Genomic DNA, 17,484 nt, shown 5'->3' on the forward strand with positions numbered 1-17,484 from the left:
GTATACACACGACGTATACGCCACCGGTATAGTGATCACCACTCGCGAGATCGCGGGTGGAGGAGGGAGAGGGGAATGTCGGTTTCGCACACGTTGCTCGCACTGCTCGAACCGGGCCCGCGGCACGGCTACGACCTGAAGCGGGCGTACGACGAGCAGTTCGGGCAGGACCGCCCGCTCGCTTACGGCCAGGTCTATTCGACGTTGTCGCGGCTGCTGCGCAACGGCATGGTCGAAGTGGCGGGCATCGAAAGCGGCGAAGGGCCGGAGCGCAAGCGCTACACGATCACCGACGCCGGGGTCACCGACGTCGAGACGTGGCTGCGCACTCCGGAGAACCCGCAGCCGTACCTGCAGAACACGCTCTACACGAAGGTCGTGCTCGCGCTGCTGTCCGGGCGCAGCGCCTCGGAGGTGCTCGACGTCCAACGCGGCGAGCACCTGAAGGTGATGCGGTCGCTCACCAAACGCAAGAACGGGGGCGAGCTCGCCGATCAGCTGATCTGCGACCACGCGCTCTTCCACCTCGAGGCGGACCTGCGGTGGCTGGAGCTCACCGCCGCCCGCCTCGGCGAACTCGAAAAGGCGGTGCGCTGATGACCACGCCGGGAACGCCGTTGCTCGCCGGCAGCGGGCTGCACAAGTCGTTCGGCCCGACGCGCGCGCTCGACGGGGCGGCGCTGTCCGTCTCGGCGGGGGAAGTGCTCGCGATCATGGGTTCGTCGGGCTCGGGCAAGTCGACGCTGCTGCACTGCCTCGCCGGCATCGTCCGGCCGGACTCGGGCACCATCACCTACCGCGGCGCCGACCTCGTCGGCATGGACGACAAGGGACGCAGTGCGTTGCGGCGCACCGAGTTCGGCTTCGTGTTCCAGTTCGGCCAGCTCGTGCCCGAGCTGTCCTGCCTGGAGAACGTCGCGCTTCCGCTGCGGCTGACCGGGTCCAAGCGCAAGCAGGCCGAGGCCAAGGCGACCGAATGGCTCGCCCGGCTGGAGGTCGACGGGCTGGCGAAGCGGCGTCCGGGCGACGTGTCCGGCGGGCAAGCGCAGCGGGTCGCGGTGGCGCGTGCCCTGGTGACCGGGCCGAAGGTGGTCTTCGCGGACGAGCCGACCGGCGCGCTCGACTCGCTCAACGGCGAGAAGGTCATGCAGATGCTCACCGAGGCGGCGCGGGAAACGCACGCCGCGGTGGTGCTGGTGACCCACGAGCCGCGGGTCGCGGCCTATTCGGACCGGGAGATCGTGGTGCGGGACGGGCAGACGGTCGACCGGGAGCTGGTCGCATGATGCGGGATCTCGCGCTGGGACTCCGGCTGGCCGTCGGGGGCGGCCGGATGTCCGGCGCGGCGCTGCTGCGCCTCGCGATGACCGCGTTCGGGATCGCGCTCGCGGTCGCGGTGCTGCTGCCCGCCGCGGCAGCGCACCACCTGGCCGGTGCCCAGGCGGAGCGCAAGGCGGCCATCGCCCAGGTCACCGAGCCGCGCGCGGGCATCGCCCCGCTGCTGGTCTACAACTGGTACGCGTCGGCCGGCGATGACTACGTGAAGGTCACCGCGGTCGCGGCGACCGGGGCGAACTCGCCGGTGCCGCCGGGCCTCGGCCGGCTGCCGGCGCCGGGCGAAATCGCCGTGTCGCCGGAACTCGCCGCGAAACTGGCCGCACCGGACGGCGCTACGCTGAAGGCGCGGCTGCCGGGGCGGGTGATCGGCCAGATCTCGCGGGAAGGCGTTTCCGGCGCGGGCGATCTCAGTGCGGTCTACGGGGTGCCGGCCGCGCAGATCGAGGCCGAGGGCACCGACGGTGCCAAGGTCTACGCGTTCGGCCGGCCCTACACCGGGCTCGGGCTGTCGGCGGTCATGCTGGCCGTCATCCTGCCGATCGCGGCCGTGCTGCTGCTGCCGTTGCTGATCTTCGTGACCACCGCGTCGCGGATGGGCGCGGCGCAACGGGAACGCCGGCTCGCCGCGCTGCGGCTGATCGGCCTGGACTCCCGGCAGGTGAAACGGGTCGCGGCGGCCGAATCCCTGGTCGGGGCGGTGATCGGGCTCGCGGCCGGGATCGGGTTGTTCGCCGTGCTGCGCACGTTCGTCGCCGACATCCTGCCGTTCGGCCTGCGGATCTTCCCGGAGGACTTCGTCCCGGACTGGCCGCTGGTCGTGGTGATCGTGCTGCTGGTGCCCGCACTCGCGGTCGGCTCGGCGATGTTCGGGCTGCGCCGCACGATCGTGGAGCCGCTCGGCGTGGTCCGCCAGGGCAAGCCGGTGCGCCGGCGGATGTGGTGGCGCTGGGCGCTCACCGGGGTCGGCGTGCTGTGCCTGGCCGCCACCCTGGCTTTCGACCGAGGGGACGGCGACACCACCGGCGGGCTGGCGCTCGCGGTGGGCAGCGTGTTCCTGCTGGTGGGCGTCGCGGCCCTGCTGCCGTGGCTGGTCGAGCGGCTCGTGGACCGGTTGCACGGTGGTTCGCCGGCGTGGCAGCTGGCGATCCGGCGGCTGCAGCTGGACAGCGGCACCGCCAGCCGCGTGGTGTCCGGCCTGGTCGTCGTGCTGGCCGGCACGATCCTGATCCAGGGCGTGATCACGTCACTCGGCAGCGGCGGCGACCGGCGGGAGTCGCCGGCCGGGGTGGCCGCCGTCCCGGTGCGGGTGCACACCACCGCCGCGCACGAAGCCGAAGTCGTCGAGCTGGCGGCGTCGGCGGCCGGGGTGACCGGGACGCACCCGGCCCGGACCGTGGCGTTCCAGTCCGGGCAAGAGCAGGACTACGGCGTGGTCGGCGATTGCGTGGCGCTCAAGGCGCGGGCGGACATCGGCGGCTGCTCCGACGGCGACGTGTTCTACGTCGTCCCGGCCGAGGGCGGCGCGGCGCCCTCCGGCCGGCTGCGGCTGGCGGGCTTTTCCCATGGCCGGGAGGTGCCCGGTCCGGAGTGGACGGTCCCCGGGAACGTCCGGGTCGTGCGGCCGGGCGACACGCTCACGGGTGACACCCTGCTGGTCACGCCCGGCGCGCTCGGCGGGCTCACCCTCCCGGACTCGTCGGTCGCGGTCTACGTCTCGGGCACCGGCGACCCGAAGGTGCTGGCCGACGACGTCGCGACGGCGGTCGGCCCGCTGGCGTGGAACGCCGAGGTCAGCAACAGCGACTACCTGACCGACTTCGCCGAGCGCGACGAGCGGATGATGGCGAGCTTCCGTGCGGTGCTGCTCACCGCGACGCTGTTCGTGCTCGCGGTGGCCGCGATGAGCCTGCTCATGCTGTCGATCGAGCAGATCAGTGAACGGCGGCGGCCGCTCGCGGCGCTGTCCGCGGCCGGGGTGCCGATCTCGGTGCTCGCCCGCGGATCGCTGTGGCAGACCGCGATTCCGGTGGTGGTCGGCGTGGTGCTGGCGGTCGCGGCGGGGCTGGGGCTGACCGCCCCGATCCTGCGGCTGGCGGACCGGCCGATGATCATCGACGTCCCGGCGCTGCTCGCGCTGGCGGGCGCCACGGTGGCGGCGGTCCTGCTGGTGACCGGGTTGACGATGCCGTTGCTGCGGCAGGTGACCCGGCTGGACACGCTGCGCTCGGAATGAGCCGGCCGGGGTCGCTCGGGGAAGGGCTTCTTGCCGCAGGAGGCCCTTCCCCACCCGAGCGGGCCTATGCGGTGGCGTCGGCGGGTTCGAGCACGACCACCGGAATCTTCCGCTCGGTGTAGGTCGCGTAGGCCGCATAGGGCCGGTAGATCGCCACCGCTCGCTCCCACAAGCGGGCCCGCTCCGCGCCCTCGGCGACGCGCGGACGGACTCGGCGGCGTTCGCCGCCCGGCAGCTCCACCTCGGTGGCCGCCATCGCCATCACGTTGTGGAACCACGCCGGATGCGCGTCGACACCGCCCTTCGACGCGACGACGACCAGCCGCGGCGAGTCGTCGAGGTAGATCAGGGGGCTGGTCCGGGCCTGGCCGGACTTCCGGCCGACGTGGTGGAGCAGCAGCACGGGCGCGCCGCCGAAGAACGTCCCGCCCACTTTGCCGCCGGTTTTGCGGAACAGGAACGTGTTCAACCGGGCGAACTGCCGTTGGAGTTTCCAGTAGCGGGACGACGGCGCGGGAGGCTTCATGGCCGCAACTGTGTCACACACTGACAAGTGTCGTCAACTGACAAAAGTCACGCCGCGACGCGACTGCCGTAAGCTGGCGGGCATGGAACAGCCCGGGCTGCGCGAACGGAAGAAGCAGCGGACACGAGAGGCCCTGATCGACGCGGCCCACGCGTTGTTCTGCGCGAACGGCTTCGACGCCACGACCATCGACCAGATCGCCGAAGCGGTGGAGGTCTCGTCGCGAACGTTCTTCCGGTACTTCGCCTCGAAGGAGGACGTCGCGCTGGCACTCGCGGACGAGCAGATCACGGCGGTCCTCGAGGCGTTCGCCGCGCAACCGGCCGACCGGCCGGTGCTGACCGCGCTGCGGACGGCCGCGGTCGAAGTCATCCGGACGTACGAGACCGACGCGCGCTTCCACAGCCTGCAGACCGTGATTTCGGGCAACCCGTCGCTGACGGCCGCGCGCGTCGAGCGGGCGACCGCCCGGTTCGACGAGGTGACGCGGCTGATCGCCGACCGCATGGGCGTCGACCCGGCGGCCGACCCCCGCCCGTGCCTGGTGGCCTCGGTGGCGCTGTGCGCGGTGCAGACAGCGGTCGTCGCCTGGCGAGCGGCCGGCCACCCGGCGCCGGAATCCGAGCTGACCGGGCAGGCGTTCGACCTCCTGGCCACCGGCCTCGACTATCCCGCGGGGCCGACGGTCGCCGGCCGGTAGCGACGGTTACCGCGCGCTGCCCACCCGGAATCCGGGCCCGCACGACGAACTCGCCGTCATCCCGCCGCCCGGCCGTGAACTCACCGCCGAGCACATCGACCCGCTCGCGGTCGCCGGCCGATAGTCAGAGGTGGCCCCGGTCGACGACCAGTCCTGCCGTGCCGGACCGCGAACGTACTCCGATGACCGGTGCCATCACTCCGCGCTGCCTACCGAAATACGAGCCAGCACCACGAACTCGCCAGCGAGCACAGCGACCCGCTCGCGGTCGCCGGCCGATAGTCAGAGGTGGCCCCGGTCGACGACCAGTCCTGCCGCGCCCGGCCTCGAAGGCACTCCGAAAGTCGGCGCGAGCACCGCGCTGCCCACCGGAATCCGAGCCCGCACCACGAATTCGCCGTCATCCCGCCGCCCGGCCGTGAACTCACCGCCGAGCACGTCGACCCGCTCGCGGAGCCCGGCCAAACCCCGCCCGCTTCCGCCGACCCGGGCACTGCCGCCACCCGCGTCCGCCGTCCCGACCTGGACCGTGATCTCGCCGTCCGCGTGGCGCACGTGGACGGTCGTCCGGACGCCGTGGGCGTACTTGAGCGCGTTCGTCAAGGCTTCTTGGACGACCCGGTAGGCCGTCGCGCGGGCGCTGCCGTCCGCCTGCGCCACGCCGCCTTCTTCGGTGAACTCCACCGGCTGGCCGGCTTGCCGGGTCTGCTCCACGAGCGTGCGGAGATCGCCGCCGTCGTGCCCGGGATCGAGCAGGTCGAGCAGGTGCCGCAGGTCGGCGATGGCACGGCGGCCCGAGCCGGTGATGGCCGACAGGGCCTGGTCGAGGCGGTCGGGCGTGCCCGTCAGGTAGCGCGCCGCCTCCGTCTGCACGACCATCGCCGTCACGTGGTGGGTCACGACGTCGTGGAGCTCGCGGGCGATGCGCGTGCGTTCCGCGGTGCGGGTCGTCTCGGCGACGTGGCGACGGCGCTCTTCCTCGGCGGCCCGCGACTGCCGCAGCCAGCTCCCGATCCCCCAGGTGAGCGCGAGGGCCAGGTAGAACGTCACGAAGCCGGTCACGCCTTCGGCCGCTTCGGGGCCGCTGAGGGCGATGGCCAACGGGACGTAAGCCGCCGAAGCCAGCACCACGGTCGTCCACCGCCACCGGTTCAGGTGAGCCCCGGTACTGATCAGCGCGATCGGCAGCCCGGTCGCCGCGACCGTGTGGTAGCCACCCAGCTGGTCGAGGGCGAAGCCGATCGACACCAGGGCGAGGCAGACCAGCGGCCATCGCCGCCGGACGATCAGCGGGAGGCATTCGAGGGCGACCACGCCGATGCCCAGCGCGTCCATCGGACGGCCCGGCACGTCCCCGAGCTGCGTGCCCTGGTTGTGCAACACGGGAATCAGCGAAGCCACGAACTGCACCAGCGCGAGCGGCGCGTCCCGGACCGTGACGTCGAAGCGCGACCACCACCCCGTATCGCGCCGGACGTCGATCACGGGAGGAGATTAGTGGGAAGCGGCGCGCCGCCGACGCCGGGGCGGCACGCCGTCCTGCCGCTATCCGTGGGGCAGCCGAAAGAGGCGCTCCGCGTTGCCATGCGTGATCTTCTCCCGCTCGCCGGAAGTGATGTCCAGGTCGTCGAGGAACTGCCGGGCGCCGTCGAGGTGCAGGAACGGGTAGTCGGCCGACCAGATCACGCGGTCCAGTCCCACCACGGCCCGGATGAAGTCGAACTGGGGGCGGTGGACCATGCCGCTCGGGGTGACCCAGACGTTCGAGCGGTAGACCTCGGTGATCGTCCGCGAAAGCCCGGTGTCGCCCGGGGACAGGACGTCGTCCAGGCGGCTGAGGTAAAAGGGAACCATCTCGCCCCAGTGGCCGCTGATGACCTGCAAGTCCGGGAAACGCTCGAAGACGCCCGCGAAGATGAGCCGCAGGACGTGGATTCCCGCCTCGTGGTGCCAGCCCCAGGCGCCCAGCGAGAACTCCGCCGACACTTTTCGGAGAACCCCGCGTAGTAGGACTGCTGGACCTGCGGGACCGGGTGGAACGGGTGCACGTAGAGCGGCACCCGCAGCGCCGCGATCCGCTCGAGGACCGGCCGGTGGACGGGATCGTCGAGGAACCCGGCCCCGGGGCGGCCCAGGATCAGGACCCGCGCAGACCGAGGCCGGTCACGGCGCGGTCGAGCTCGTCGACGGCGGCGTCCGGCCGCTGCCACGGCAACGCCGCCAGCCCCTGCAGCCGATCGGGGTGCGCGGCGACCGCCTCCGAGAGCCGGTCGTTGACCGACCGGCACAGGGCGATCGCCCGGTCGCCGTTGACCAGCTGGATCGGGCTGGTCCAGGAGACGATCTGCAGGTCGATGCCGTGCTCGTCCATCCGCCGGATGCGGTCCTGCCCGAGGTCGGTGCCGAGGCGGACCGCTTCGTGGATGTCGACGGCGGGCCGCCGGCCGGGACCGGGCCGCACGGGCGAGGAGCTGGAGCTCTGCGCGCGCATGTACGGCGCTTCACGGGCGAGGACTGGCCCGGCCGCTTCGGCGATCGCCTGGTCGACCGCGTGCTCTTCGATGCAGATCAGCGTCATGACGTCAGCCCACCGCCGGCTTGACGGCTTCCACGGCGAACTCGCGGAAGGTGGTGGGCGTGGTGTTCGCGGCGGTGCGCGGTGTGGCGTTGTTGATGCCCCGTTCACCGGCGAGATCCATGTCCATCATGGAGCGGGCCATCGCCTCGGAGAACCCGCGGCCGACGAGGAACCGTCCGACGGCGGCACGGTCTCCGCGCTCGTACCGGACGGGTGTGCCGAGGACGTCGGTCAGGGTCGCGGCGACGTCCTGGTACGAGAGGTCCTCGCCGCCGAGCACCTCGACCGGGTCCTGCCCGGTCCAGGTGCGGTCGAGGAGGTATTCGGCGGCGATCCCGGCGATGTCCTTGGTCGCGATCCACGGCATCGTGAACCCGGCCGGGAGGGTCCCGGAGACGACCCCGTTCCGGATCGTCGCCACCTGCCGGAGGATGTTGTCCATGAAGGTGGGCAGGGCCAGGGCGCGCACGTGCGCGCCGGTGCTGCGGAAGAGGTCTTCCATCGCGTGCGAGGCGGAGATGTGGCCGGCGTAGATCTGCGATCCGCGCCCGAGCGCGGAGACGATCACGACGCGGGGTACCGCGTGGCGCACGACGGCGTCGGCGCCCGGGATCGAGGCGGTGACGTACGCCTCGTAGGGACTGCTCGCGGTCGCGGCCGCCGGCATGAGCCAGAAGAGCGCGTCGGCGCCGTCGAGGGCACCGTCCAGGACGTCGCGCTCGCGGTGCGACCCGACGACGATCTCGGCTCGCTCCCGTACTTCGGCGGGCAGTTTGCCGGGGTCGCGGACGACGAGGCGGACGGGCTCGCTTTCCCGGAGCAGCGAGGTGACGAGCTTGCTGCCGATCTGCCCGGTGGGGGCGGTGATCACGATCATGGATGATGACTCCGAACGGTGAGAAGCGGAAGTAAACTCGACTGTACCGTATACTTTGAGGTGGACGCCATGGCCCGACGCGGCGAAGCGCTGCGTGAGCACATCCTCGACGCGGCGAAGCTCGCGTTCCTGGAGGACGGCTTCGAGCGGACCTCCATGGACGCGATCGCGGCGCGCGCCGAAACGTCGAAGCGCTCCCTGTACGCGCATTTCCCCACCAAGGACGTTCTGTTCGTCGCGGTCGTCGAGCGCATCCGTGCCTTGTTCGGCGAGCGGATGCGCACGCCCGCCTCCTACGCCGGCGAACCGGCGGAAGCGGTCGTGCGGTACTGCGGGCGCTTCGTCCAGCTGCTGCGCTGGTCCTCGGTCGCCCGGATGCTCCGCCTCGGCATCGCCGAGGCCGATCGGCTGCCGGAGCTGGCGGCGGGCCTCTACGACGTCCTCTTCGGGACGACGGTCGCCGACCTCGCGGGCCACTTGGCGGCAGCCTGGGGGCTCGCGCCCGACGAGGCCGAGGCGGCGGCGAACGAGCTGATCGGCCTCGTCATCCACCCGGCACTGCCGCGACTGCTGTTCGGAATCGAGCCTTCCGTGGACGAACTCCCGGAGGAGGCTCGCCTGGCGGCCGACGTCGACCTCGACCGGATCAGGCACCTCTCGAGCATCGTGCTGCCGGCCGCCCCCTGAGGCAGGCGTTCACTCCGCGGCGGCGACCCCCACCGCGGCGCGGACCATGGCGCGGGCGCTTCCCAGGTACCCGGCGGGATCGCAGAGCGCGTCGATCCGGCCGTCACCGAGGATCGCCGTGACGGCCGGGTCCTTGCGCAGTTCGGCGGCCAGCTCGGTGCCGGTGTCCCGCACCCGGCCGCAGGCGGCGTAGACGAGTTCGTGGGCGTGCTGACGGCCGATCTCGGGGGCGAGCGCCATCATCACGGCTTCCGCGGCGATGAGCCCGCCGGTCAGGCCCAGGTTGGCCCGCATCCGCTCCGCGTCGACCCGCAGACCGGCCACCACCTGCCCGGCCTGGGAAAGCGAGGAGGCGAGCAGGAGGAACGCCTCGGCGACCACGGCCCATTCGACGTGCCAGGGCCCGGTGGCGCGCTCGAAGTCCTGCATCATCGCGTCGAGCATGGCCGACGACTTGTCCCGAAGCAGCTTCGCCGCCGCCACCATGAGCTCGCTGGAGATGGGGTTGCGTTTCTGGGGCATGGTGGAACTGGCGCCCCGGCCCGGCACGAACGGTTCGGCGAGTTCGCCGAACTCCGTCGAGCACATCAACGCGACATCAGTGCCGATCTTGCCGACCGAAGCACCGATCGCCGCGAGCAGGCCGACGATCTCGGCCAGGCCGTCCCGCGCGACGTGCCACGTGATCCCGGGGTCGCGCAGGCCGAGTTCCGCGGCCAGTCCGGCCCGGACCCGCAGGCCGGCCGGGCCCGGCCCGAGCGAAGCCAGGGTTCCGGCCGCTCCACCGAACTGCACCATGAGGTCCCGCTCCCGCACGGCGGCGAGCCGATCGGCGTGGCGGTCCAGCGCGGACAACCAGACCGCCACCCGGTAGCCGAAGGTGACAGGCAGGGCGTGCTGGAGGTGCGTCCGGCCGGCGGTGACCGTGTCGATGTGCTCGGCGGCCAGCCGGCGCAAGTGCGCGCGCAGGCGACCGAGCGCGTCCGAGACCAGGGTCAAGCCCTCGGCGCACTGGAGAACCGTCGCCGTGTCCATGACGTCCTGGGTGGTGGCTCCCCAATGGACATACCCGCCGGCGTCGCCACAGTGCTCCGCGAGTTGCTGGACGATGGGCAGGATCGGGTATCCGACGGTCTCCGTGTCACGGCGGAGCCGATCACGGTCGAGCCGCGCGGGGTCGCACGATGCCGCGATGACGTCCGCACTCTCGCGCGGGATGACGCCGGCTCGTGCTTCTGCCCGCGCCAAGGCGACTTCGACGCGAACGACCTGGTCCACATAGGACCGATCGGAGAAGACCGCCCGCATTTCGGCCGTCCCGAACAGGTCCCGGAACAAGAACGAGTCGAAAACGGTGCTGCCGGTCATCGCCCGCCCTCCCCGCCCTGGGGCGTGCCCACGTGGATGGCCACGTACTTCTGCTCCAGGTATTCGTCGATCCCGGTGTTGCCGCCTTCCCGCCCGATGCCGGACTGCTTCATGCCGCCGAAGGGAGCGCTCGGGTCGGACACGTAACCGCGGTTGAGACCCACCATGCCCGTTTCGAGCTGTTCGCTCATCCGGAGTGCCTGCCCCAGGTCCTGGGTGTAGAGGTAGCTCACGAGACCGAACTCGGTGTCGTTGGCGTCGCGCAGGGCTTCGGCTTCGGTGTGGAAGGTCCGGATGGCCGCGACCGGGCCGAAGATCTCCTCGCGGGTGATGCGCGTGCCGGCCGGGACGTCGGTGAGCACGGTCGGCGGGTAGAAGTAGCCCGGGCCCTCGGGAACCCGGGCGCCGGTGCGCACCCGGGCGCCCGCGCCGACGGTTTCGTCGACCAGGTCCGCGACCCGGCGCCGCTGGCGCGCGTCGATCATCGGCCCGAGGTCGGTGGCGGGGTCCGTGCCGGGTCCGACGGTGATGGTGCTCATGCGCGCGACGAGCTTCTCGCTGAACTCGTCGGCGACGTCGGCGTGGACGTGGAAGCGATTGGCGGCGATGCAGGCCTCACCGACGTTGCGGAGCTTGGCGGTCATCGCGCCCTCGACCGCGGCGTCGAGGTCGGCGTCGCGGCAGACGATGAAGGGAGCGTTGCCGCCCAGCTCCATCGAGGTCCGCAGCACGGTTTCGGCGGCCTGGGCCAGCAACGTGCGGCCGACGGGTGTGGAGCCGGTGAACGACAGCTTGCGCAGCCGGCCGTCCCGGAGGAGGGGCCCGGTGATCGCGGCGGCTTGCGTGGTGGGAACGACGTTGAGCACGCCCCCGGGGAGGCCGGCTTCGGTCAGCAGCGCCGCCAACGCGGCCGTCGTCAGGGGCGTCTGCGGCGCGGGCTTGACGACCATGGTGCAGCCGGCCGCCACGGCCGGGCCGATCTTGCGGGCCGGCATGGCCAGCGGCGCGTTCCACGGCGTGATCAGCAGGCAGGGCCCGACCGGCTGCCGGGTGACCAGGACCCTCGCGGTGCCGTCCTCGCTGACCTTCCAGCTTCCGTCGATCCGGACGGCTTCCTCGCCGAACCAGCGCAGGTAGTTCGCGCCGTACTCGACCTCCGCCCGGGACTCGGCCAATGACTTGCCCATCTCCAGGGTGATCAGCAACGCGAACTCGTCGCTGCGCTCGATCAGCAGATCGTGGGCTCGCCGAAGGATTTCGCCCCGCCGGCGCGGGGGCACCGCGGCCCACTCCGCCTGGGCGGCGCTCGCGGCGTCGAGGGCGGCCATCGCGTCCGCCGGGGTCGCGTCCGCCACCTCGCACAGTGTCCGCCCGGTGGCCGGATCCTCCACCGGGAAGCTCGCGCCGCCGGACGCCGGTCGCCATCGACCGCCGATGAACAAGCCCTTCTCGACCCTTCCGACGGCGTCGGATCGAGGCAGAGTCGTGACCACGGTTTCCACGCTCCTTCCTTGTTACTTGAGCGCGCCGATCATGGCTTCGGCCATGGGGGCGCTGGAGGCCGGATTCTGGCCGGTGAAAAGGTTCCTGTCGCGCACGGTGTACGCCTGGTACGCCGGTCCCCCGGAATGCTTCGCCCCCTTTTCACGCAACGTGCTGGCCAGCAGCCACGGCGCGCCTTCCGCGGTGCCGAAGCTCCGCTCCTCTTCGTCGGTGAAGGCCGTCATCTCCCGGCCCGCGAACAGCCACTTGCCGCCGCCGTCCACAGCGGACAGCAGGCCGGCCGGGCCGTGGCAGACGGCCCCGATGACCTTCCCGGCCGTGTCGGCCTCGGCGAGCAGGCGGCCGAGGTCACGGTCCTGGTAGAGGTCGACCACCGGACCGTGCCCGCCGGGGATGACCACGGCGGCGTAGTCGTCGGCGTCGATTTCCGCCAGCTTGAGCAGCGGGCCGAACTCGCGCAGGGCCCGCGCGGCGTGCTCCACGAAGTGCGCACAATCCGGACCCGCGATTTCCGGGTCGGCGCTGTGGGCGTCGAGCGGCTGCAGAACGCCGCCCGGGGAAGCGAAATCGACCGTGAAGCCGGCCCGCACGAACATCTCGTGGGGCGCGGCGACCTCTTCGGCCCAGTACCCGGTCGGGTATTCCGAGCCGTCGGTGCGCTCCCAGATGCTCGCGGCGGACATGACGATCAGGATCTTGCGCACGATTTTCTCCTTCTGGTGACGGATCGGCTCAGGCGTCGGCGAAGTCGGTGGCGTTGGCGGTCTTCGCGGTGGCCTCGAGGTTCGCGCGCAGGGCGTCGACCTTCGCGGTGGCGTAGGCGTGGGCGTCCGAGCCGAGCAGCTGGCGCAGCGGGCCCTCGCCGCTGACGACCTGGCGGATGATCGCCGCCGCGCCCTTGACCGGGTCGCCCAGCTGGTTTCCTTGCAGCTTCAGGTGGTTCTCGGTCATTTCCCGCACACCCGGGTACGCGTCCGTCGTCGAGGCGGGGAGCGCGAGCGAGTCGGCGGAGAGGAAATCGGTGCGGAAGTAGCCGGGCTCGACGAGGGTGACCTTGACGCCGAAGCCGGCCATCTCCTGGGCCAGCGCTTCGGTGAGGCCCTCGAGCGCGAACTTGCCCGCGCAGTACAGGCCCCAGCCCGCGACCGCGGTCAGCCCGAGCACCGACGACACGTTGACCACATGACCGCTCTTCTGCTCGCGCAGCACGGGCAGCGTGGCACGCAACACGTTCCACACCCCGGCGACCTGGACGTCGAGCATGTCGCGCACCTCGCGGGCACTCGTCTCCTCCACCGCGGCGAGGTAGCCGTAGCCGGCGTTGTTGACGACCACGTCGAGGCCGCCGAACCGGTCCGTGGCCTGGCGGACGGCGTGGCGGACCTGCTCGTCGTCACGCAGGTCGACGGTCAGCGGCAGCAGCCGCGCGGTGTCGACGCGGTCGCCGAGGGCGGCCAGCAGCCGCTGCGCGGACCGGGTCGTCGCGGCGACCTGGTCGCCACGCTGGAGCAGCTGCGTGACCAGCTCCAGGCCCAGACCGCGGGAAGTGCCGGTCACGAACCAGGTCGCGGGTCGATCCGTCGGGAAACTCATGGTCGTCCTTTGCTCGCGATTTCGGGGATACGCCGCCGGGCTGTTCCTCGGTGGCGTGCTTCCAGAGTCGCCCACCGCAAGCCCGTTTTGGGGCCCATCTCGCGCCCTGCGGAGGCGCGGTCCGGGGAACCTAGGACTCTCCGGTCCACCCAGGACCGCGCCGGCTCGGGGATAATCGGACCCGTGGCCAAGACCAACCAGGAGCTCGCCGATTTCCTGCGGCGCGCCCGGAGCCAGATCGATCCGGCGCGCGCCGGCCTGCCGCCCGACGGACGCGTCCGCCGCGTACCGGGCCTCCGCCGCGAAGAGGTCGCCCGCCTCGCCGGCGTGTCCACCGACTACTACGCCCGCCTCGAACAGGGCCGCCGCATCGTGCCCTCCGCCGCCGTCGTCGAGGCCATCGGCCGCGCCCTCGGTCTCGACGCCGCCGGACGCGCCCACCTCGACGACCTCATCGGCCTGACTTCGGCGCCCTCCCAGCGCCGGTCCCACGACGTCCAGCGCGTCCGCCCCGGCCTCTACCAGCTCCTCGACGCCCTCGACGGCGAACCCGCCCTCATCCTCGGCCGCCGCACCGACATCCTCGCCGCCAACCGCATGGCGAAAGCCCTCTTCGCCGACTTCGACCAGTTCCCCGCGGCCCACCGCAACTACGCCCGCTGGATGTTCCTCGACGACGGCGCCCGGGCCCTCTTCCTCGACTGGCCCGACCAGGCGCGCGCGGCGGTCGAAAGCCTCCGGTTCGAAGTCGGCCGCAACCCCGACGACCGCGCCACCGCCGACCTCGTCACCGAACTGCGCGAACACAGCCGCGAATTCGACCAGTGGTGGGAACAGCACCGCGTCCACCAGCGCACCCACGGCTCCAAGCGCCTCCGCCACCACCTGGTCGGAGACCTCACCGTCGAATACGAAACCCTCACGCTCCCCGGCGACCCGGAGACGACGCTGTTCGTCTACACGACCGAACCGGGCTCACCCTCACGGCGGGCGATCGACATCCTCGCCAGCTGGACCGCGACCACACCTGCTCCCGGGATCGCCGAGTAGCAACGCCCGTCCGGGTTCGCACCGACGGGCCGGGTCACTTTCCAGGAGCAAGAATGATCTTCTTGGCCGTACTCAACGGCATTGTCTCTCTCGGCACCCACAGTGTGCCTCTTCGAACCGGGATCACCGCCGGGACACCACCCGGCCCGCCGCGATGAGAAGCCGCCGGAGCTCCCGCCGATCGTGGTCGTCGAGCTCGGCCAAGACCCGGTCCTCGGCCTCGGCCACCTCGGGATCGAGGCGCGCCAGCATGGTCACGCCTTCGCGCGTCAACGTGGCGGGCAGCGACCTCCCGGACGACACCGTGGCGGGCCGCGTCACCAGACCGCGATCCTGCAGCCCGAGAACCACCTTGTTCATCGCCTGCGGCGACACCTGGGCCTCGCGGGCCAACTGGGCGTTGGACTTCGGCGACTGCGCCAGCATCCGCAGGCAGAGGTACTCGGGCGCGGCCAGCCCCGACGGCCCGAGCACGGTGGCGGCCACCTCGCCGCGCAAGGCCGCGGTGACCCGGTGCAGCAGGTAGCCGAGCGGCTCGTCCCGGAAGCTTTCCATGTCAATCATGTTGACATATATCAACCCAGTTGACACTCTGGGGTGCATGACGACTTCATCCAGCGACGCGTTGTACGAATCCGCCTATCGTGGCCAGGCTCCCGAGATGGGACAGGGCTTCCGGCCGCCGTGGAGCATCGGCGAACCACAACCCGAGATCGCCGCGCTCATCGACGCGGGCGCGTTCCACGGCGAGGTCCTCGACGCCGGCTGCGGCGAGGGCGCGACGTCGCTCTATCTCGCCGAGCGCGGCTTCACGACGGTCGGCCTGGACCAGTCGTCGACCGCGATCGAGCTCGCGCGCACGGAAGCCGCCCGGCGCGGCTTGACCGACGCCGGTTTCGAGATCGCCGACATCAGCACGTTCACCGGCTACGACGGCCGTTTCGGCACCATCGTCGACAGCACCTTGTTCCACTCGATGCCGGTCGAGCTGCGCCAGGGATACCAGGAATCGATCGTGCGCGCCGCAGCGCCCGGCGCGTCCTACTTCGTGCTGGTGTTCGACAGCGCGACCGTGCCCCCGGGCAGGGTCAACTCGGTGTCACCACAGGAACTGCGGGAGGTGGTGGGCGCGTACTGGACGATCGACGAGATCCGCCCGGCCCGCATCCACGCCAACGTCCCCGAGAACTTCCCGGACTTCGCGGACTTCGCCGGCAGCGACGTCCGCAACGAGGGCAACGGCCGCAAGTCGACACCCGCGTGGCTGCTGTCGGCGCACTTGTCCTGACATCGTGCCGACTTGTCAGCGGCTGGTGCGCCGACGGTCAGTGGACCCGGACAGAGTGCTGTTCATCGAAACAGACACGTGAAAGGTCCGATCACGAACAGCACCACCACCATCACCGGAACCCGCGGTGAACTCGACATCGACGGCCGTCGACTGTCCTACCTGGACTTCGGCGGGCCCGGCCGCCCGCTGCTGGCCCTGCACGGCCACCTCGACGAGGGCCGGACGTGGGCGCGGCCGGCCCAGGCGCCGGCGCCGCGGTGGCGGGTCATCGCGGCGCACCAGCGCGGGCACGGCGATTCCGACCGGGCCGTCTCCTACACCCGCGAGGACCGCGAACACCCACCTCACCCAACTCGACGGCGGCCACTTCGTCCACACCACCGACCCCAGGGCTTCGGCACCGCAGTCAAGGACTTCCTGGACACCCGCGGCTGGTCACTCGGGGATCCCGCTACAGCCGTCGAACGGACACCGAATCGCCCCGACCCCGGACGAGCAGGACGACGGCCGGGCGGGCTGCTCGCCCCTGCGTTACTCGTGGTGCACAACCTTGTCCTTCTGCGCCTGGGCAAGGATCCGCGGGCGGTCAGGGCCGCTGCCGCACCGGATTGGCCCTCGATGAAATGCCACCGGCGCACTCGCCGGCCTGCTGACGGGACTCACTCGACCAAATGGGCAAGAGCTGAGTGTCGGATCGGGGGTGAGCCGTTCGTGGAGTAGATGAGCGGCCACCACAAGGGCGGCGCCAGAACCCACAGGGGATGAGATGTCGCACCCGGAGCCCGTCGCCCGCCGCATGTATGACCTGGTCGAGCCCCTCGGCCTGGTGCCCTACTTCGTCGACGAGTCGGACGAGGCTCTCATAGCGCTGGGCCTGCGCAACCCTTGGGACGCCTACTTCGCCGGACGGGCCGCGCCGTTCGGCCGGGCGGTGCCGGCCGAGGTGGTCCACGCCGTCTTCTACAACTTCGCCCCCGGCGAAGTGGCCCGCCATCTCCCGCGGGTCTGGGACCTGACCACGCCCGAGGCGGCGCTGGCCGCCCGCGAGCGGGGATGCGTCGCGGGCATGCGGCGGGTCCTCGGCGAACTCGCCGACGACCCCGGCGTCGCTCGCGCCGGCGACCTCCTGCTGAAGGCGGCCGCCAGCGCACCTGTCGAGGGCCGCGCCCTCTACGCCGCCCTGCGCGCGCTCCCGGCACCGCAAGAGCCGGTGGCCCGGCTGTGGCACGCGGCCACCCTGCTGCGCGAGCACCGCGGCGACGGCCACACCGTCGCGTTGCTGGCCGAGGGCGTCGGCGGGACGGAAGCCCACATCCTCCACGCCTTGTCCGCCGGCACGCCCGCGAAGGACTTCGGCCGGGTCTGGCACCTGCCCGCCGCGCAGCTGACCGCGGTCATCGACGGCATGCGCGCCCGCGGTCTCGTCGGGACCGACGGCTGGCTCACCGCCGCCGGCCGAGCCACCAAGGAACGAGTCGAAGCGCTGACCGACCGGCTCGCGGAGGCGCCGTACAACGCCCTGAGCCCCGGGGACCTCGACCGTCTCGTCGCCGACCTCGAACCGATCTCGGCTGCCTTTCGGTCGGTATTCCCGATGTAGCAGTCGACACGCGCGCCCATGCCGATGGCGGCGATCCGCCCGGTGAGCTTCCCGAGTCGACAGCGTCGAGGCCGAGCTGCGACCTGGTCCGGGAGAACGATCCTGGGAGGGCCGAGATGATCTCGGCCCTCCCAGGACAG

General features: G+C 71.6%; 17 protein-coding genes and 1 pseudogene. 8 read left to right on the plus strand and 10 right to left on the minus strand.

Going from position 1 to position 17,484, the window contains the following annotated elements; genetic code table 11:
- Positions 1 to 75 precede the first annotated feature (75 nt).
- Genes ACZ4TR_RS16465 through ACZ4TR_RS16475 form a run of 3 tightly spaced genes read left to right on the plus strand, consistent with a single transcriptional unit; the run spans position 76 to position 3,571 of the window.
- Positions 76 to 597, plus strand: a complete 522-nt coding sequence (locus tag ACZ4TR_RS16465) for a PadR family transcriptional regulator (RefSeq protein ID WP_364520354.1) — start codon at positions 76 to 78, stop codon at positions 595 to 597.
- Positions 597 to 1,286, plus strand: a complete 690-nt coding sequence (locus ACZ4TR_RS16470) for an ABC transporter ATP-binding protein (protein WP_364520356.1) — start codon at positions 597 to 599, stop codon at positions 1,284 to 1,286. The genes ACZ4TR_RS16465 and ACZ4TR_RS16470 overlap by 1 nt, the downstream gene beginning before the upstream one ends.
- Positions 1,283 to 3,571, plus strand: coding sequence for an FtsX-like permease family protein (locus tag ACZ4TR_RS16475; protein WP_465287800.1), 2,289 nt, complete (start codon positions 1,283 to 1,285; stop codon positions 3,569 to 3,571). The genes ACZ4TR_RS16470 and ACZ4TR_RS16475 overlap by 4 nt, the downstream gene beginning before the upstream one ends.
- Before the next feature lie 64 nt (positions 3,572 to 3,635).
- On the opposite strand, the gene ACZ4TR_RS16480 is transcribed toward ACZ4TR_RS16475, so the two are convergent.
- Positions 3,636 to 4,097: a nitroreductase family deazaflavin-dependent oxidoreductase gene (locus ACZ4TR_RS16480; protein ID WP_465287801.1), complete on the minus strand. Its 462-nt coding sequence runs from the start codon at positions 4,095 to 4,097 to the stop codon at positions 3,636 to 3,638.
- A gap of 82 nt (positions 4,098 to 4,179) precedes the next feature.
- Here ACZ4TR_RS16480 and ACZ4TR_RS16485 point away from each other — a divergent pair, with 82 nt between their 5' ends.
- The gene (locus ACZ4TR_RS16485) at positions 4,180 to 4,797 is read left to right on the plus strand and encodes a TetR family transcriptional regulator (protein WP_465287802.1); all 618 of its coding nucleotides are present in this window, start codon (positions 4,180 to 4,182) and stop codon (positions 4,795 to 4,797) included.
- A gap of 282 nt (positions 4,798 to 5,079) precedes the next feature.
- On the opposite strand, the gene ACZ4TR_RS16490 is transcribed toward ACZ4TR_RS16485, so the two are convergent.
- The 4 genes and pseudogenes from ACZ4TR_RS16490 to ACZ4TR_RS16505 all read right to left on the minus strand — a co-directional run bounded on the left by ACZ4TR_RS16490 (position 5,080) and on the right by ACZ4TR_RS16505 (position 8,252).
- Complete coding sequence (locus ACZ4TR_RS16490) at positions 5,080 to 6,282, minus strand: sensor histidine kinase (protein ID WP_465287803.1); 1,203 nt, start codon at positions 6,280 to 6,282, stop codon at positions 5,080 to 5,082.
- A gap of 60 nt (positions 6,283 to 6,342) precedes the next feature.
- Positions 6,343 to 6,795 (minus strand): annotated as a pseudogene (locus ACZ4TR_RS16495) (amidohydrolase family protein); the annotation flags it as partial.
- 139 nt (positions 6,796 to 6,934) lie between these two features.
- Complete coding sequence (locus tag ACZ4TR_RS16500) at positions 6,935 to 7,375, minus strand: amidohydrolase family protein (RefSeq protein ID WP_465287804.1); 441 nt, start codon at positions 7,373 to 7,375, stop codon at positions 6,935 to 6,937.
- Positions 7,376 to 7,379: 4 nt separating this feature from the next.
- The gene (locus tag ACZ4TR_RS16505; RefSeq protein ID WP_465287805.1) at positions 7,380 to 8,252 is read right to left on the minus strand and encodes an NmrA family NAD(P)-binding protein; all 873 of its coding nucleotides are present in this window, start codon (positions 8,250 to 8,252) and stop codon (positions 7,380 to 7,382) included.
- Between the two features lie 69 nt (positions 8,253 to 8,321).
- Here ACZ4TR_RS16505 and ACZ4TR_RS16510 point away from each other — a divergent pair, with 69 nt between their 5' ends.
- The gene (locus ACZ4TR_RS16510; RefSeq protein ID WP_465287806.1) at positions 8,322 to 8,939 is read left to right on the plus strand and encodes a TetR/AcrR family transcriptional regulator; all 618 of its coding nucleotides are present in this window, start codon (positions 8,322 to 8,324) and stop codon (positions 8,937 to 8,939) included.
- A 9-nt stretch (positions 8,940 to 8,948) separates the two neighbouring features.
- Here the strand turns inward: ACZ4TR_RS16510 and ACZ4TR_RS16515 are convergent, their stop codons facing one another.
- From ACZ4TR_RS16515 to ACZ4TR_RS16530, 4 genes are read right to left on the minus strand one after another with little or no spacing between them, the layout of a single operon-like run.
- A complete protein-coding gene (locus ACZ4TR_RS16515) occupies positions 8,949 to 10,307 on the minus strand; it encodes a class-II fumarase/aspartase family protein (protein ID WP_465287807.1) in 1,359 nt (452 codons plus the stop codon).
- Positions 10,304 to 11,809, minus strand: a complete 1,506-nt coding sequence (locus ACZ4TR_RS16520; protein ID WP_465287808.1) for an NAD-dependent succinate-semialdehyde dehydrogenase — start codon at positions 11,807 to 11,809, stop codon at positions 10,304 to 10,306. The genes ACZ4TR_RS16515 and ACZ4TR_RS16520 overlap by 4 nt, the downstream gene beginning before the upstream one ends.
- Positions 11,810 to 11,821: 12 nt before the next feature.
- Positions 11,822 to 12,514: a type 1 glutamine amidotransferase domain-containing protein gene (locus ACZ4TR_RS16525; protein WP_465287809.1), complete on the minus strand. Its 693-nt coding sequence runs from the start codon at positions 12,512 to 12,514 to the stop codon at positions 11,822 to 11,824.
- A 28-nt stretch (positions 12,515 to 12,542) separates the two neighbouring features.
- A complete protein-coding gene (locus ACZ4TR_RS16530) occupies positions 12,543 to 13,403 on the minus strand; it encodes an SDR family NAD(P)-dependent oxidoreductase (RefSeq protein ID WP_465287810.1) in 861 nt (286 codons plus the stop codon).
- A 183-nt stretch (positions 13,404 to 13,586) separates the two neighbouring features.
- Between ACZ4TR_RS16530 and ACZ4TR_RS16535 the strand changes: the two genes are divergently transcribed.
- Positions 13,587 to 14,453 carry a helix-turn-helix transcriptional regulator gene (locus tag ACZ4TR_RS16535; protein WP_465287811.1) on the plus strand — a complete coding sequence of 289 codons (867 nt, stop codon included), beginning with the start codon at positions 13,587 to 13,589 and terminating at the stop codon, positions 14,451 to 14,453.
- 123 nt (positions 14,454 to 14,576) lie between these two features.
- On the opposite strand, the gene ACZ4TR_RS16540 is transcribed toward ACZ4TR_RS16535, so the two are convergent.
- A complete protein-coding gene (locus ACZ4TR_RS16540; RefSeq protein ID WP_465287812.1) occupies positions 14,577 to 15,008 on the minus strand; it encodes a MarR family winged helix-turn-helix transcriptional regulator in 432 nt (143 codons plus the stop codon).
- Positions 15,009 to 15,054: 46 nt separating this feature from the next.
- Between ACZ4TR_RS16540 and ACZ4TR_RS16545 the strand changes: the two genes are divergently transcribed.
- On the plus strand, positions 15,055 to 15,741 hold the full coding sequence (locus tag ACZ4TR_RS16545; protein ID WP_465287814.1) for a class I SAM-dependent methyltransferase: 687 nt from the start codon (positions 15,055 to 15,057) through the stop codon (positions 15,739 to 15,741).
- 769 nt (positions 15,742 to 16,510) lie between these two features.
- The gene (locus ACZ4TR_RS16550) at positions 16,511 to 17,344 is read left to right on the plus strand and encodes an SCO6745 family protein (protein WP_465287815.1); all 834 of its coding nucleotides are present in this window, start codon (positions 16,511 to 16,513) and stop codon (positions 17,342 to 17,344) included.
- Positions 17,345 to 17,484: the final 140 nt, after the last annotated feature.

It is taken from the genome of Amycolatopsis sp. NPDC028719 (assembly GCF_055565395.1).